This is a genomic window from Blastococcus sp. TF02A-30, from assembly GCF_003319185.1.
Taxonomy (GTDB): Bacteria; Actinomycetota; Actinomycetes; order Mycobacteriales; family Geodermatophilaceae; genus Blastococcus.
In genome coordinates, this window is sequence record NZ_QOHJ01000001.1 from 255,416 (window position 1) to 270,423 (window position 15,008).

The 15,008-nt window shown below is 73.5% G+C and carries 15 protein-coding genes; 10 read left to right on the forward strand and 5 right to left on the reverse strand.

The genetic code is table 11. The features are described from left to right. Nucleotides 1-98: 98 nt before the first annotated feature. A complete protein-coding gene (locus tag DQ241_RS01170) occupies nt 99-1,001 on the reverse strand; it encodes a sensor domain-containing diguanylate cyclase (RefSeq protein WP_113828293.1) in 903 nt (300 codons plus the stop codon). 143 nt (nt 1,002-1,144) lie between these two features. On the opposite strand from DQ241_RS01170, the gene DQ241_RS01175 reads away from it, so the two are divergent. From DQ241_RS01175 to DQ241_RS20465, 3 genes are all read left to right on the forward strand, one after another. After that, on the forward strand, nt 1,145-2,080 hold the full coding sequence (locus DQ241_RS01175; RefSeq protein WP_113828295.1) for a hydroxymethylglutaryl-CoA lyase: 936 nt from the start codon (nt 1,145-1,147) through the stop codon (nt 2,078-2,080). Next, nucleotides 2,077-2,592, forward strand: a complete 516-nt coding sequence (locus tag DQ241_RS01180) for a flavin reductase family protein (RefSeq protein ID WP_233492133.1) — start codon at nt 2,077-2,079, stop codon at nt 2,590-2,592. Before DQ241_RS01175 ends, DQ241_RS01180 begins: the two co-directional genes overlap by 4 nt. A 64-nt stretch (nt 2,593-2,656) precedes the next feature. Beyond that, nucleotides 2,657-3,424 carry a hypothetical protein gene (locus DQ241_RS20465; protein ID WP_158545849.1) on the forward strand — a complete coding sequence of 256 codons (768 nt, stop codon included), beginning with the start codon at nt 2,657-2,659 and terminating at the stop codon, nt 3,422-3,424. Here DQ241_RS20465 and DQ241_RS01190 read toward each other — a convergent pair. The 3 genes from DQ241_RS01190 to DQ241_RS01200 form a co-directional block, all read right to left on the reverse strand. Beyond that, entirely contained in the window at nt 3,421-3,849 is a 429-nt protein-coding gene (locus DQ241_RS01190) for a hypothetical protein (RefSeq protein ID WP_113828297.1), read from the reverse strand. The genes DQ241_RS20465 and DQ241_RS01190 overlap by 4 nt on opposite strands. Next, nucleotides 3,842-4,204 (reverse strand): hypothetical protein, encoded by a 363-nt coding sequence (locus tag DQ241_RS01195; protein ID WP_233492134.1) that lies wholly within the window; start codon nt 4,202-4,204, stop codon nt 3,842-3,844. The genes DQ241_RS01190 and DQ241_RS01195 overlap by 8 nt, the downstream gene beginning before the upstream one ends. A gap of 85 nt (nt 4,205-4,289) precedes the next feature. After that, on the reverse strand, nt 4,290-5,297 hold the full coding sequence (locus tag DQ241_RS01200) for an aldo/keto reductase (protein WP_113828298.1): 1,008 nt from the start codon (nt 5,295-5,297) through the stop codon (nt 4,290-4,292). A 140-nt stretch (nt 5,298-5,437) separates the two neighbouring features. Here DQ241_RS01200 and DQ241_RS01205 point away from each other — a divergent pair, with 140 nt between their 5' ends. From DQ241_RS01205 to DQ241_RS01220, 4 genes are read left to right on the forward strand one after another with little or no spacing between them, the layout of a single operon-like run. Further along, nucleotides 5,438-6,457, forward strand: a complete 1,020-nt coding sequence (locus tag DQ241_RS01205; protein ID WP_113828300.1) for a siderophore ABC transporter substrate-binding protein — start codon at nt 5,438-5,440, stop codon at nt 6,455-6,457. Nucleotides 6,458-6,488: 31 nt separating this feature from the next. Beyond that, the gene (locus tag DQ241_RS01210; RefSeq protein WP_113828302.1) at nt 6,489-7,508 is read left to right on the forward strand and encodes an ABC transporter permease; all 1,020 of its coding nucleotides are present in this window, start codon (nt 6,489-6,491) and stop codon (nt 7,506-7,508) included. Continuing rightward, complete coding sequence (locus DQ241_RS01215) at nt 7,498-8,523, forward strand: iron chelate uptake ABC transporter family permease subunit (protein WP_113828304.1); 1,026 nt, start codon at nt 7,498-7,500, stop codon at nt 8,521-8,523. The genes DQ241_RS01210 and DQ241_RS01215 overlap by 11 nt, the downstream gene beginning before the upstream one ends. Then, nucleotides 8,520-9,278 (forward strand): ABC transporter ATP-binding protein, encoded by a 759-nt coding sequence (locus DQ241_RS01220; protein ID WP_113828306.1) that lies wholly within the window; start codon nt 8,520-8,522, stop codon nt 9,276-9,278. The genes DQ241_RS01215 and DQ241_RS01220 overlap by 4 nt, the downstream gene beginning before the upstream one ends. On the opposite strand, the gene DQ241_RS01225 is transcribed toward DQ241_RS01220, so the two are convergent. After that, nucleotides 9,269-9,667, reverse strand: a complete 399-nt coding sequence (locus DQ241_RS01225) for a VOC family protein (RefSeq protein ID WP_113828308.1) — start codon at nt 9,665-9,667, stop codon at nt 9,269-9,271. The genes DQ241_RS01220 and DQ241_RS01225 overlap by 10 nt on opposite strands. A 96-nt stretch (nt 9,668-9,763) precedes the next feature. Here DQ241_RS01225 and DQ241_RS01230 point away from each other — a divergent pair, with 96 nt between their 5' ends. The 3 genes from DQ241_RS01230 to ngg all read left to right on the forward strand — a co-directional run bounded on the left by DQ241_RS01230 (nt 9,764) and on the right by ngg (nt 14,986). Further along, nucleotides 9,764-11,224 (forward strand): S8 family serine peptidase, encoded by a 1,461-nt coding sequence (locus tag DQ241_RS01230; RefSeq protein ID WP_113828311.1) that lies wholly within the window; start codon nt 9,764-9,766, stop codon nt 11,222-11,224. 209 nt (nt 11,225-11,433) lie between these two features. Continuing rightward, entirely contained in the window at nt 11,434-13,218 is a 1,785-nt protein-coding gene (locus tag DQ241_RS01235) for an N-acetylglutaminylglutamine amidotransferase (RefSeq protein ID WP_113828313.1), read from the forward strand. Nucleotides 13,219-13,222: 4 nt separating this feature from the next. After that, the gene (gene ngg / locus DQ241_RS01240) at nt 13,223-14,986 is read left to right on the forward strand and encodes an N-acetylglutaminylglutamine synthetase (RefSeq protein ID WP_113828315.1); all 1,764 of its coding nucleotides are present in this window, start codon (nt 13,223-13,225) and stop codon (nt 14,984-14,986) included. Nucleotides 14,987-15,008: the final 22 nt, after the last annotated feature.

Genomic DNA, 15,008 nt, shown 5'->3' on the forward strand with positions numbered 1-15,008 from the left:
CGGGTGGGCTCGGTGTAGCCACCCCATCGGCGGGCGCCGACCTCCGCGGTACCGCTCAGTGACGCGTGTGACCTGCGGAAACACGGCCGTTCCGCGGGTCAGCGGCGCCGTTCGGCCCGTCGCCGTGCCTTGTCGGCGTACATCGCGTCGTCGGCCGCGCGGACGACCTGCTCGTGGACGTCGGTGGGCTCCTCCCCGCCGGGCGCCCAGCCGATGCCGATGCTGATGCCGATCGAGATCTCCTGGCCGCTGAGCTGCAGCGGCATCGTCGCCGCCTCGCGCAGCCGGTCCACGAGCACCTCGGCGTCCGCGCGGTGGGTGTTCTCGCAGACGATGGCGAACTCGTCGCCGCCCAGCCGGGCGGCGGTGTCGCTGGCCCGCAGGATCGAGCGCAGCCGGTCGGCGAAGGAGACGAGCACGAGGTCGCCCATGGGGTGGCCGAGCTCGTCGTTGATCGCCTTGAAGCCGTCCAGGTCCATGATCACCACGCACGTGGGCGTCTGCTCGCGGCGGCCGCGCTCGAGCGCGTGCCAGAGGCGGTCCTGGAACAGCAGCCGGTTGGGCAGCCCGGTGAGCGGGTCGTGCAGCGAGCGGTGCACCAGCTGGGCCTCGAGCGCCTTCCGCTCGGTGATGTCCTCGACGATGATCACCAGGTGGGCCGGCTGGCCCTCCGGCGTCTCCTCCACCCAGGAGGCGGTGACCTGGACCGGCACGATGCTGCCGTCGGCCCGCACCAGCCGCGTCTCGTGCCGCATCGGCCGGGACGGGTCGGCGAGCAGCGCCGCGTGCTGCTCCCGCGTCCCGAGGGCGGCCTCCGGGTCGACCAGGTCGTGCACGCTGCGCCCCACGAGCTCCTCGGCGTGCCGGTCCAGCAGGCTGCAGAAGGCCGGGTTCACGTCGATCAGCACGGCGTCGGGCGTGGTGAGCACGACCCCCATCGGCGCGTTGGCGAACACGCTGCGGCGGTCAGCAGGGGGCAGCGCGTCCACCACCTCGATCACATCCCACCTCCGTCGCCTGGCTCCATCTTGCGCGACGCCACCGACGATCGCTCCGGGAGCCGCACCGGAACCGTTCCGGGTCGCCTCATCGGGCGACCTGCGCGGAGGGGCAGGATGCAGGGGACGCATCGAGGAGGTGCCCCGTGAACGAGTTCGACCTGGTGCTGCCGGCGGCTGTCGACATCCGTGAGGTCGGCATGCGCGACGGGCTGCAGCTGGAGGCGCCCGTCCCCCTCGCCGGCAAGCTGGCCATGCTCGAGGCGCTGGTCGCCACCGGCGTGCGGCGGATCGAGGCGACGTCGTTCGTCTCCCCCAAGGCGGTGCCCGCCCTCGCCGACGCCGACCAGGTCGCCGCCGAGCTGGCGCGCTGGCCCGAGGTGCACTGGTCGGCGCTGGTGGCCAACGCGCGCGGCGCGGTGCGCGCCGTCGACGCGGGTGTCGCCGACCTCGAGTACGTCGTCTCCGCCTCCGACGGGCACAGCCGCGCGAACGCCGGGCGCAGCACCGCCGAGGCGGTCGGGGCGGTCAGCGAGGTCGCCGGCCTCGCGCACGGCGCGGGGGGCTCGCTCGAGGTCATCATCGCCACCGCCTGGGACTGCCCGTTCGACGGGCGCACGCCGATCTCACGCACCGTCGACGTCGCCCGCGCCGCGGTCACCGCCGGCGCCGACCAGCTCTGCCTGGGCGACACGATCGGGACGACGACGCCGTTGCGCGTGGTCCAGCTGCTCGACGCCGTCCGGCGGGCCTGCCCCGGCGTCGCCGTCGGCGTGCACTTCCACGACACCAGGGGCACCGGGCAGGCCAACGCGCTGGCCGCCGTCCAGGCCGGGGTGACCCAGCTCGACGCCTCGATCGGCGGGCTGGGCGGGTGCCCCTTCGCGCCCGGCGCCAGCGGCAACATCGCCACCGAGGAGCTGGTCTACATGCTCGAGGAGTCCGGCGTGCGGACCGGGCTGGACCTCGACGCCGTCCTGGGCGCGGCCCGGGTCACCGAGGAGGCGGTCGGGCACGAGCTGCCCAGCTCGCTGTACCGCGCCGGTGGCCGCTCGGTGCCGCGGGCGCTGGACGCCCGGTGACCGGTCCCGCGCCCGAGGACCCGCCCCGGATCGTCGACCCGCGGATGCTGCGCGACGTCCTCGGGCACTTCGCCTCGGGCGTCACCGTCGTCACCGCCGACACCGCCGACGGCCCGATCGGGTTCACCTGCCAGTCGTTCAGCTCGCTGTCGCTCGACCCGCCGCTCGTGGCGTTCTCGCCGGCCCGCACGTCCCGCACCTGGGCCCGGCTGCGCGACATCGGGCGCTTCTGCGTCAACGTGCTGGCCGAGGGGCAGGACGCCGTCTCGCAGAACTTCGCGCGGTCGGCCGACGACAAGTTCACCGGCGTGCCCTGGACCCCCAGCCCGCACGGCTCGCCGGTGCTCGACGACGTCGTGGCCTGGATCGACGGCGAGCTGTGGGCGGAGTACGACGGCGGCGACCACACGATCGTCGTCGCCCGGGTGCTCGACCTCGGGTCCTCCCCCGACCGCCGGCCGCTGCTGTTCCACCGCGGCGCCTACGGCCTGCTGCAGCGCGACGAGGGCTGACGCCGCGGGTGTGACGGCGGGATGCTGGGGGCATCGCAGGCGCGACACCACGAGGAGGAACGCCATGGGACTGCTCGACCGGCTGCTCGGCCGCCTCTCCGGCCGGGGGCAGGCACCCTCCCAGCGCTACGACCAGGGCTACCAGCAGGGGTACGACGAGCGCTACGACCAGCGCTACGACCAGCGCTACGACCAGCGCTACGACCAGGGCTACGGCGGCGGGCACGCGCCGCAGCCGCCGTCCGGGCAGCAGCCCTCGGACGAGCAGGCGGTCGCCCGCTACCGCTACCTGCTGCGCACCGCTCCCCCGGAGCAGATCGAGCAGGCGCACGCCGAGGCGTTCGCCCAGCTGACCCCCGACCAGCGGCAGCAGGTGCTCACCCAGCTCGCCGCGGCGGTCCCCATGTCGGAACGCCCCCGCGCCGACGACCCGCAGACCCTCGCCCGCGCCGCCACCCGCGCCGAGATGCGCAGGCCCGGCACCCTGGAGCGCGCGTTCGGCCCCGGTCCTGGCTACCGCGGCGGCGGCTACGGCGGCGGCTACGGGCCCGGGTACGGCGGCGGCTACGGCGGACCGGGGATGGGCAGCATCATCGGCGGCAGCCTGCTCGGCACCATCGGCGGCCTGGTCATCGGCACGGCCGTGGCCGACGCCCTCTTCGACACCGGGCTCGGTGACGGCGGGCTGTTCGGCGGGGGTGACGAGGAGGCCTACGCCGCCGGCTACGAGGACGGCGCGGACGCCGGCGGCGACTACGGCGGCGGTGACTTCGGCGGCGGTGACTTCGGCGGAGGTGACTTCGGGGGCGACTTCGGCGGCGGGGACTTCTAGCCCGCCCGCCGCCGGCGCAGCAGCAGGAGCCCCAGGACCGGCAGGACCAGCGGCACGTACAGGTAGCCGCGGCCGAAGCCCGACCACACGGTCTCGTCGGGGAACGCCGCGGCATCGGCCAGCGAGAGGGTCCCCACGACGAGGACCCCCACGAGCTCGACTCCCATCGCGGCCAGCGCGAGCCGGCGTCCGCCCGGTCCGCCGCGGACCAGGCCGACGGTGGCCACCACGTACACAGCCGCGGCCAGCGCCGACAGCAGGTAGGCCAGCGGCGCCTCGTCGAACCGGGTGCTCAGCTGCACCGCCGCCCGCGCGCCCGCGGCCAGCGCGAACACCCCGTAGAGCGCGACCAGCACCCGCCCCGCTCCCGACGAGGTGCTGCCCGCCGGCGCCGCGGGGGCGCCGAAGGCGCGGTCGTCAGGCACTCGTCGCCTCCCACAGCTCCAGCAGCCGCCACACCATCACGCCGACGGCCGCGCCCGCCACCGCCAGCACCGTGCCCGCCCAGCGGGTCTGCTCGGTGCGGGCCCACAGCCAGCCGGCGACCGGGATCAGCACGATCCCCGCCAGGTAGCCGAGGAACGTGGGCCGGTCCGCCGGGGTGCCGTCGTCCATCCGGACGAGCGCGAGGACCGCCTGCGCCACCAGCAGCCCCTGCAGCAGCCCGACGGCGGCGACGTGCACCAGCCCCGTCCGGCGGGAGGCCAGCGTCGAGGCCAGCCCCACGGCGACGACGAGCGCGGCGACCACCGTGATCGCGACGACGAGCGGGACCAGCACCCTCCTATCCTCCCGGTACGGCCCCGGCCCCGGTGCGGGGGCCCGGCCCGAGCTGGCGCGGGCTGGGGTGCAGCGGGGTCCTCCGTCAGCGGTGCACGGTGGACATGTCCGGGTAGCGGTCGCCGACCGCGGCGCCGCGCGGCGCCGCCTCGTCGATCCGGCGGAGCTCGTCGTCGGTGAGGACGACCTCGGCCGCGGCCACGTTCTCCTCCAGGTAGGCGACCCGCTTGGTTCCGGGGATCGGGACGACGGTGGCACCTCCCCGCCCACCCGCGCCGTCCCGGCCGCTCTGCGCCATGACCCAGGCCAGCGCCAGCTGGCCGGCGGTCACGCCCTTCTCGTCGGCGATCTCGCGCACCCGGTCCACCAGGCGCAGGTTCTGCTCGAACGCCGCGCCCTGGAACCGCGGGTTGTGCCGGCGGAAGTCGTCCGGGGCCAGGTCGTCGATGCTGCGGATCTGCCCGGACAGGAAGCCCCGGCCCAGCGGGGAGTAGGCCACGAAGCCGATGCCGAGCTCGGCGCAGGTGGCGAGCACGCCGTCGTCCTCGGGGTCGCGGGTCCACAGCGAGTACTCGGTCTGCACCGCGGTCACCGGCTGGACGGCGTGCGCCCGCCGGATCGTCTCCGGGGAGGCCTCGGAGATGCCCGCGTGCCGGATCTTGCCGGCCTCGACCAGCTCGCGCAGCGCCCCCCAGGTGTCCTCGACGGGCACCGAGGTGTCCACCCGGTGCTGGTAGTAGAGGTCGATCACGTCGACGCCGAGCCGCTGCAGGGAGGCGTCGCAGGCGCGGTGCACGTACTCCGGCCGGCCGTTGATGCCGCGGAACGACCCGTCCTCCCCGCGCTCGTTGCCGAACTTGGTGGCCAGCACGACGTCATCGCGCCGGCCGGCGATCGCGGCCCCCACGAGTCGCTCGTTGGTGAACGGGCCGTACATGTCCGCGGTGTCGAGGAACGTGACGCCCAGGTCGAGCGCCCGGCGGATCGTCCGCTCGGCCTCCGCCTGGTCGCCGGTCCCGTAGAACTCGCTCATCCCCATGCAGCCCAGCCCCTGGGCGGCGACGGTCAGGGATCCGAGGGTGCGCGTCTGCATGCGCCGCTCCTGCCCCGCCCGGGCGCCGGCCAACCGGGACCCGGCCGGCCGGGACCCGGTGACGACGTTCCGGAACGGGTATGACAGGTTAGGGCCGCCTTAGTTAGGACTACCTACCCTCAGTTCCGAACAGGAGCACCATGCGCGTAGCCCGGCCCCTCGCCGCCCTCGCCCTGCCCCTCTCCGCCGTCCTGGCGCTGTCGGCCTGCGGCGGCGACGCCGAGGCCGATGCCGCGGGGAGCACCGACGACGCCGGCACGGTCAGCTTCACCTGGGACCGCAACGTCAACGCCGCCGACGAGGACGCCGATCCGCAGCTGGAGGAGACCACCGTCGAGGTCCCGAAGAACCCCGAGAACATCGTGGTCTTCGACATGGCCAGCCTCGACACGATCGGCGCGCTCGGCGGCGAGGTCTCCGGTGCTCCGCTCGACTCGGTCCCCGGCTACCTCGAGGACGCCCTGGCCGACGACGCGTACGACGTCGGGACCCTGTTCGAGGCCGATCTCATCGAGATCGAGTCGCAGCAGCCCGACCTGATCATCATCGGCGGCCGCTCGTCGGCGCTGTACGACGACCTCAGCGAGATCGCGCCGACGGTCGATCTGAGCCTGCGCGGCACCTACACCGAGAACCTCGAGCGGAACGTCACCTTCCTCGGCGAGGTCCTCGGCGCCGAGGACGAGGCGGCCGCCGCCATCGCCGACGTCGAGGAGGGCATCGAGGAGGCGCGGGCCGCGACCGCCGACGCCGGTACGGGCCTCGGCCTGATGGTCTCCGGCGGCGAGCTCAGCGCCATGGCCCCGGCCGGCGAGGGCTCCGACGCGCGCGCCGCCCGCGGCGGCCTGATCTACGACGCGTTCGGCGTGGAGCCGGTCGTCGACGACATCAAGGCCGCCACCCACGGCGAGCCGGTCTCCTTCGAGTTCCTGCTCGAGACGAACCCCGACTACCTGTGGGTGGTCGACCGCGACGCCGCCACCGGCGAGGCCGGCGCGCAGGCCGCGCAGGCGGTGCTCGACAACGACATCGTCGCCCAGACCACCGCGGCCGAGAACGACCAGATCGTCTACCTCGACCCGACGGCCTGGTACATCGTCTTCGGCGGGATCGAGACGACGAAAATCATGATCGACGACGTCCTGCAGATCGCCGGATGACCTGCCCGTACCCCGTGGACCGGGCCCGTCCGTGACGGCGCTCGCCCCGAGCCCGACGAGCACCCCTGCCCCCGCGCGGCCCCGCCGCACGTGGGTGGGGGTGCTCGTCGGCGTGCTGCTCGTGCTGCTGGCCGGCGCCAGCCTCTTCGTCGGCGTCTCCGACGTCTCCCCCGCAGCGCTCCTGCGCGGAGGCACCGGGAGCGACGCCGCCTTCCTGCTCGTGGCCAGCCGCATCCCGCGCACGATCGCGGTGGTCCTCGTCGGCGCCTCGCTGGGCATCGCCGGCCTGATCATGCAGATGCTGGTCCGCAACAAGTTCGTCGAGCCGAGCACCACCGGCGTCAGCGAGTTCGCCACCCTCGGCATGCTGACCACGATCGTCTTCGTCCCGGGCCTGGCCGTCGTCGGGAAGATGGCCGTCGCCGCCGCCTTCGGGCTCCTCGGCACCTGGGTGTTCCTGCGGGTCGTGCGCGCCGTGCCGGTGCGCCAGCTGGTGCTCGTCCCGCTCGTCGGCATCATGCTCGGCGGCGTGGTCGCGGCGGTGACCACGTTCGTCGCCTACCGCCTGGACCTGCTGCAGTCGCTGGGCCAGTGGTCGCAGGGCAGCTTCGCCACGGTCATGCAGGGCCGGTACGAGTTCGTGTGGATCGCCGGGCTGATGGTCGTCGTCGCCTGGGTGGCCGCCGACCGGTTCAGCGTCATCGGCCTCGGCGAGGAGTTCGCCACCAACCTGGGGCTGGACTACCGGCGCGTGGTCGCCGTCGGCATGGTCGTCGTCGCGGTGATCACCGCGGCCGTGCTCGTCACCGCCGGGCTGATCCCGTTCCTCGGCCTGGTCGTGCCCAACGTGGTCAGCCTGATCATCGGCGACAACGTGCGCCGCGCCATCCCCTGGGTCGCCGGCCTCGGCGCGGTGTTCGTCCTCGCCTGCGACCTGCTGGCGCGCGTGATCCGGTTCCCGTACGAGATCCCGCTGTCGGTGATCGTCGGCGTCGTCGGCGCGGTGCTGTTCCTCTGGCTGCTGCTGCGGAGGCGCAGCGGTGCTCACTGATCCCGCGGCCACGTCGGCCGCCACCCCGACGCCCGAACCGGCCCGGACCCGGGCCCGCGCGCTGTGGGCGCGGCCGGGCGTGCGGCTGGGCGCGCTCGGCGCCGTCGTCCTCCTGCTGACCGTCGTCTACCTGCTCACCGACGTCCCCGGGTCGCTGGCCTTCGCGCTGGAGATCCGCAGCCGCACGGTCGCGGCCGTGCTCGTCGTGGCGACGGCGGTCGGCGTCTCGACCGTCGTCTTCCACACGATCACGCAGAACCGGATCCTGACCCCGTCGATCATGGGCTTCGACGCCTTCTACGTGCTCATCTCGACGGTGCTGGTCTTCGTCTCCGGCTCGGCGGCGTTCCTCGCGGCCGACGAGCTCACCCTGTGGCTCGTCCAGATCGCCGTGATGGTCGGCTTCAGCGTGCTGCTGTTCACCTGGCTGTTCGGCGGCAGGCGGCGCTCGATCCACCTCATGCTGCTGGTCGGCATCGTGCTGGGCACGTTCTTCCGCGCCTTCACCGAGTGGATGCAGCGGATGCTGGACCCGCTGGACTTCCAGGTGCTCTCCGACGCGATGTTCGCCTCGCTGACCCGGCCCGACGAGACGCTGCTGGTGCTCACCGCCGTCCTGGTCGCGCTCTCCTGCGCCGCGGTCGTGCCGCTGGTGCGGACGCTGGACGTCCTCACCCTCGGGGAGCCCGCGGCGGTGGGGCTGGGCGTCGACCACCGGCGGGTGGTGATGCTGCTGTTCACCAGCGTCTCGGTGATGATCGCGGCCTCGACGGCGCTGGTCGGCCCGATCCTGTTCTTCGGCCTGATCGTGGCCAACCTGGCCTACTCGTACGCCGGCTCCTTCCGCCACGCCTGGACGCTGCCCACCGCCGTCCTGCTCGGCGTCCTCTGCCTGCTGGGCGGCCAGCTGGTGCTGGAGCGGCTGCTCGGCTACGGCGGCACCCTCTCCACGGTCATCGACTTCGCCGGCGGCCTGTTCTTCCTCCACCTCGTCCTGCGGAAGGGGGCGCGGTGATCGCGCTCGAGAACGTGACCAAGCGCTACGGCCGCGCCACGGTCGTCGACGACGTCTCGCTCACCCTGGGCGGGGAGGGCGTGACGGCGCTCATCGGCCCCAACGGCGCCGGCAAGTCGACGCTGTTCGGCCTCGTGGGCCGGCTGGTGGCGCCGGACGCCGGGCGGATCACCGTCGACGGCCTGGACGTGGCGTCGACGCCGTCGGCCGAGCTGGCGAAGAAGCTGGCCGTCCTGCGGCAGGACAACTCGGTCGCCGCCCGGCTGACCGTGCACGACCTCGTCGAGTTCGGCCGCTTCCCGCACTCGCGCGGCCGGCTCACCGTGCACGACCGCGAGCACATCGACCGGGCGATCTCCTACCTGGACCTCGACGCGCTCCGCGGCCGCTTCCTCGACGAGCTCTCCGGCGGGCAGCGGCAGCGGGCGTTCATCGCGATGGTGCTCGCCCAGGACACCGAGTACGTGCTGCTCGACGAGCCGCTGAACAACCTGGACCTGCGGCACATGACCGAGATCATGCGGCTGGTCCGGCAGATGGCCGACGACCTCGGCAAGCGCGTGGTCACCGTGCTGCACGACATCAACTTCGCGGCCACCTACGCCGACCGGATCGTCGCCATGCGGGAGGGCGCCGTCGTGGCCGACGCCCCGGCCCGCGAGATCATGCGCCCGGAGGTGCTGGCCGACGTCTACGAGACGCCGGTCGACGTGCGCGAGATCGACGGCCGGCCGGTGGCGCTCTACTACGGCTGAGCCGTCCCCCGCGCGATGCCGGCCTCGTCCGCGCGGGTGGTGAGCACGCAGAACTCGTTGCCCTCCGGATCGGCCAGGACGGCCCACCCGCGGTCGTCCTCCCGCAGGTCGGCCACGAGGGTCGCGCCGAGCCCGAGCAGCCGGTCGACCTCCTCGTCGCGGCTGCGGTCGACCGGCCGCAGGCACATGTGCATGCGGTTCTTGACGGTCTTGCCCTCCGGGACGCGGAGGAACAGCAGGGAGCGGCCGCCCGGACCGCGCAGGCCGGCCTCCTCGTCGTCGTCCTCGTCGGGCTCCGGCTCGAAGTCGTCGAGCACCTGCGCCCACCAGGCCGCCTGGGCACGGGGGTCGCGGGCGTCGATGCTGAAGTTGGCCGTCCGGGATGCCATGGCCGCACCTTGCCACGGGACGGCGGCGCCGTAACCAGGGCCGACGACCGTCGTTGGGGCAGGGCACCTTCCGCCCTGACCCCGCGAGGTGCCTCCATGAACCGCTCCCGTCGCCTGCTGGCCTCGAGCAGCCTGGCGGCCGTCGTCGCCGGCGCGCTCCTCGCGGCGCCCGCGCAGGCCGCGCCGCTCGCCCCGGTACAGGACTTCCTGGCCGACCAGCTCGCCGCCCTGAGCGGCACGACCACCGTCCTGGTGCACGGCACCGACGCCGCGGCCGCGCGCGCCGCGGTGCAGGCGACCGGCATGCGGCAGGTGACCGAGTTCGAGCGGATCGGCGTGGTCGTCGCCACCGGGACCGCCGAGCAGATCGAGGCCGCGCGGTCCCGGCCGGGCGTCACGTACCTCGAGGGCAACCAGCCCATCGAGCTGGCGCAGGAGACCTCGAACACCGCCACCCGCGGCGCCGAGGCGGTGGCCACGCTGACCGGTGCGGACGGGGAGGCGCTGGACGGCTCGGGCGTCTCGGTCGCGGTCATCGACTCGGGGATCGACCCGAACCACCCGTACTTCCGCAACGCCGACGGCAGCAGCGCCGTCGTCGCCAACCTCAAGAGCCTGTGCCTGATCGAGTCGGACACCTCCAGCGGCTGCGTGGTCCGCGTGCCGCAGCAGCTGGACACCGACACGCTCTCCGTCGGCGGGCACGGCACCCACGTCAGCGGCATCGTCGCCGGCCGGCCGACGACGCTCGCCGACGGCGGCACGCTCCAGGGCGCGGCCCCCGGCGCCAGCCTGGTGTCGATCTCCACCGGTGCGGTGCTGTTCATCGTGGGCGCGGACTCGGCGCTCAACTGGGTGCTGGAGAACCACGAGGCCCCGTGCGGCGCCGGTGTCCCGGCCAGCACCTGCCCGCCGATCAAGGTGACCAACAACAGCTACGGGCCGTCCGGCGGAGGTGCGTTCGACCCGAACTCGGCGACGGTGAAGCTGCAGCGGGCGCTGGCGGACGAGGGCGTCGTCACCGTCTGGGCCGCCGGCAACGACGGCGGCGACGGGTCGGCGTCGCTCACCAACCCGCCCGGCCAGGACCCGACCGGCGGCATCCTGTCGGTGGCCTCCTACTTCGACCAGGACACCGGCACCCGCGACGGCGCGGTCAGCGAGTTCTCCTCGCGCGGCGCCGCGGCCGACCCCTCGACCTGGCCGGACCTGTCGGCGCCGGGGGAGGCGATCACCTCGTCCTGCCGCCCGTACCTGGTCATCTGCGCGACCGGCCTGGACTTCCGCAACGGCCCGGGGCTGCTCGACCTGGGCACCTTCAACACGATCAGCGGGACGTCGATGGCCGCGCCGCACGTGGCGGGCATCGTCGCGCAGCTGTTCCAGGCCGACCCGACGGCGACCCCGGCCGAGGTCGAGGCCGCGCTCAAGGGCAGCGCGCACCGGTACGCCGACGGCGCCGGCTACCAGACGGTCGGCGGGTACCCGACCTCGTTCGACAAGGGCACCGGCCTGGTCGACGTCGTCGCCGCCGTCCAGCGGCTCACCGGGAGCTGAGGGGCGCCCCGGTGATCAGGAGACCTGATCACCAGGGGTCCTGGCTCACTGCCGACGGTGAGCCAGGACCCGTCGTGCTGAGCCAGGACGCTGCCCAGCGGCTCGCGCGAGCCGGAAGCCGGTTCCACGTGGAACAGCGTTGTTACGAGTCCGTGTGATCTTGCTCCTGGACGGGCGTGAACCGCGCGGAGCGGGTTAGATCGTTCTGCATGTGCGGCCTCTGCGGCGAGATCACGTTCGACGGCTCGACGGCTGACACGACGGCCGTCGCCCGCATGGTGGAGGCCCTGGTCCCCCGGGGTCCGGACGGCCAGGGCTCGTGGAGCAACGGGCGGGTGGCCTTCGGGCACCGGCGGCTGTCGGTCATCGACCTGTCCACCTGCGGCTCGCAGCCCATGGTGGACAACGAGCTGGGCCTGACCGCGGTCTTCAACGGCTGCATCTACGACTACAAGGAGCTGCGCGCCGAGCTCGAGGGCCACGGCTACCGCTTCTTCTCGCACAGCGACACCGAGGTGATCCTCAAGGGCTACCACCACTGGGGCGTCGACGTGGTCGACCACCTGCACGGGATGTTCGCCTTCGTCATCGCCGAGCGGGACACCGGCCGGGTGGTCATGGCCCGCGACCGGCTGGGCATCAAGCCGCTCTACCTGAGCGAGACGCCCGGCAAGCGGCTGCGCTTCGCCTCCACGCTGCCCGCGCTGCTGCGCGCCGGCGAGGTGGACACCTCGATCGACCCGGTGGCGCTGCACCACTACCTGACCTGGCACGCCGTCGTCCCGGCGCCGCGGACCATCCTCAACGGCGTCCGGAAGCTGCCGCCGGCGACCGTGCGGGTGATCGAGGCCGACGGCACCAGCCGCGAGCACCGGTACTGGAACGCCACCTACGAGCGCCGAGCCGAGCACGCGGGCTGGTCGGCCCGCGACTGGGAGGACGCGATCGAGGAGGCGCTGCGGGTCGCCGTCCGCCGCCGGCTGGTCGCCGACATCCCGGTCGGTGTGCTGCTCTCCGGCGGGCTGGACTCGAGCCTGATCGTCGGCCTCCTCGCCCAGGAGGGGCAGACCGGACTGGCCACCTACTCGATCGGCTTCGAGTCCGCCGGCGGCCGCGAGGGCGACGAGTTCCAGTACTCCGACGTCATCGCCGAGCACTTCGCCACCGACCACCACCGCATCCGGGTCGGCTCCGACGAGCTGGCCGGCGCGCTGGGCCACGCGATCGGCGCGATGGCCGAGCCGATGGTCAGCCACGACGTCGTCGCCTTCGACCTGCTCAGCGAGCGGGTCTCGCAGTCGATCAAGGTCGTGCAGTCCGGCCAGGGCGCCGACGAGGTCTTCGCCGGCTACCACTGGTACCCGCCGCTGGCCGGCGTCGGTCGCGAGGAGGCGGTGCAGACCTACGCCACGGCCTTCTTCGACCGCGACCACGCGCAGATGTGCCAGGTCGTCTCCGGCCGCTACATGCTCGACCAGGACCCGAGCCTGGCGTTCGTGCGCGACCACATGTCCGCCCCCGGCGCGGAGACCGCGGTGGACGCAGCGCTGCGCCTGGACAGCGAGGTCATGCTGGTCGACGACCCGGTGAAGCGGGTCGACAACATGTCCATGGCCTGGGGCCTGGAGGCGCGCGTCCCGTTCCTCGACCACGACCTCGTCGAGCTGGCCGCGCTCTGCCCGCCGGAGCTGAAGCTCGCCGACGGCGGCAAGGGCGTGCTCAAGGCGATCGGCCGGCGGATCATCCCGCCGGAGGTCATCGACCGGCCCAAGGGCTACTTCCCGGTGCCGGCGATCACCCACCTCGAGGGCAAGGTGCTCGACCTGGTGCGCGACGCGCTCACCGACGACGCCGCCCGCGAACGGGGCCTGTTCCGCCCCGAGTACGTGCAGGAGCTGCTCGCCGACCCCAACGGCGAGCTCACCCCGCTGCGCGGCAACAAGCTCTGGCAGCTCGGCCTGCTGGAGCTCTGGCTGCAGAACCACGGTGTCTGAGGAGATGACCACGGCACCCCGGCTGGCCGGTCACCGCCGTCGCACGGCGGTGGCGTCCACGCCCGAGCTGACCAGCCGGTCCTGGCACGAGCCGACGGCGCACGAGATCGAGGGCATGGCCTCCGACGTCGTGCTCGACCTGGGCTGGGGGCAGCTCGTCTTCGGCCAGACCTTCCGCGACCTGCGCGGGGTCGTCGACGTGCTGCGCGCCGAGGAGACCGGCCGGCGCGACATCTGCGTCTACCCGCGCGATCCGCAGGTCCTGGTCGGGATGGCGCCCGACGAGCTGTTCATCGACCCGTCGCTCACCTACCGGCTGGACCTGCACCGCTACCGCGCCCGCCCCGAGGTGATCCGCGGCGTCTTCGTGCGGACCGTGACCTCGCAGGCGGAGATGGAGGTCATCAACGACCTCTACTCGCGCAACGGCATGGTGACCGCGGACGCCACGACCATGTGGGCCAACCACCGCACCCGAACCTTCACCTACCTGGTGGCCGAGGACACCCGCACGGGCAAGATCGTCGGCACGGTCACCGGCGTCGACCACGTGCTCGCCTTCGGCGACCCGGAGGGCGGCACCAGCCTGTGGTGCCTGGTCGCCGACAAGCAGGACGCTCCCCCCGGCACCGGTGAGGCGCTGGTCCGCGTGCTGGCCGAGCGCTACGTGGCCCGCGGCCGGGCCTACCTGGACCTCTCGGTCATGCACGACAACACCCCGGCGATCACGCTGTACCGCAAGCTCGGCTTCACCCGGGTCGCCGCCGTCTGCGTGAAGCGGAAGAACCCGATCAACACCCCGCTGTTCGCCGCACGGCCGCCGGGGCTGGAGAAGCTCAACCCCTACGCGCTGATCATCGCCGAGGAGGCGCTGCGGCGCGGGATCCGCGTCGAGGTCACCGACGCCGACTGGGGCGAGATGCGGCTGACCCTGGGCGGGCGCTCCGTGCTCACCCGCGAGTCGCTCTCGGAGTTCACCACCGCGGTGGCGCTGAGCCGCTGTGACGACAAGCGGGTGACCCGCCGGATCATGCGCCGCGCCGGGGTGCGCGTGGCCCAGGGGGCGCTGGCCTGCGAGGGCGACCTGGACGACGCCCGGGCGCTGCTGCGCGGCGTCGGCGACGTCGTCGTGAAGCCCGCACGGGGGGAGCAGGGCCGGGGCATCACCGTCGGCGTCAAGGACGAGGCGGCCCTGGAGCGGGCGGTGGCGTTCGCGCTGCAGTTCTGCCCCGACGTGCTGGTCGAGGAGCGGGTCGAGGGTGAGGACCTGCGGGTCGTCGTCATCGACCGCGAGGTGGTGGCCGCCGCCGTCCGCCGTCCGGCGGAGGTCGTGGGCGACGGGCGGCACGACGTCGCCGCGCTCGTGCGCTCCACCAGCCGCCGCCGCGAGCGGGCGACCGGCGGGGAGTCGCGGATCCCGCTGGACGACACGACCGCCGAGGTCGTCGCCGAGTCCGGGTACGCGATGGACGACGTCCCGCCGAACGGCGAGCGGGTGCAGGTCCGGCGGACGGCGAACCTGCACACCGGGGGCACGATCGAGGACGTCACCGACCAGCTGCACCCGGAGATCGCCGAGGCGGCCATCCGGGCGGCCGAGGCGCTGGGCATCCCGGTCACCGGCATCGACTTCCTGGTGCCGGCGGTCGACGGCCCCGACTACGTGTTCATCGAGGCCAACGAGCGCCCCGGCCTGGCCAACCACGAGCCGCGGCCCACGGCCGAGCGCTTCGTCGACCTGCTCTTCCCCGAGACCCGCCGCCGTTGAAGGACCCCCTGCCCCCCACCAC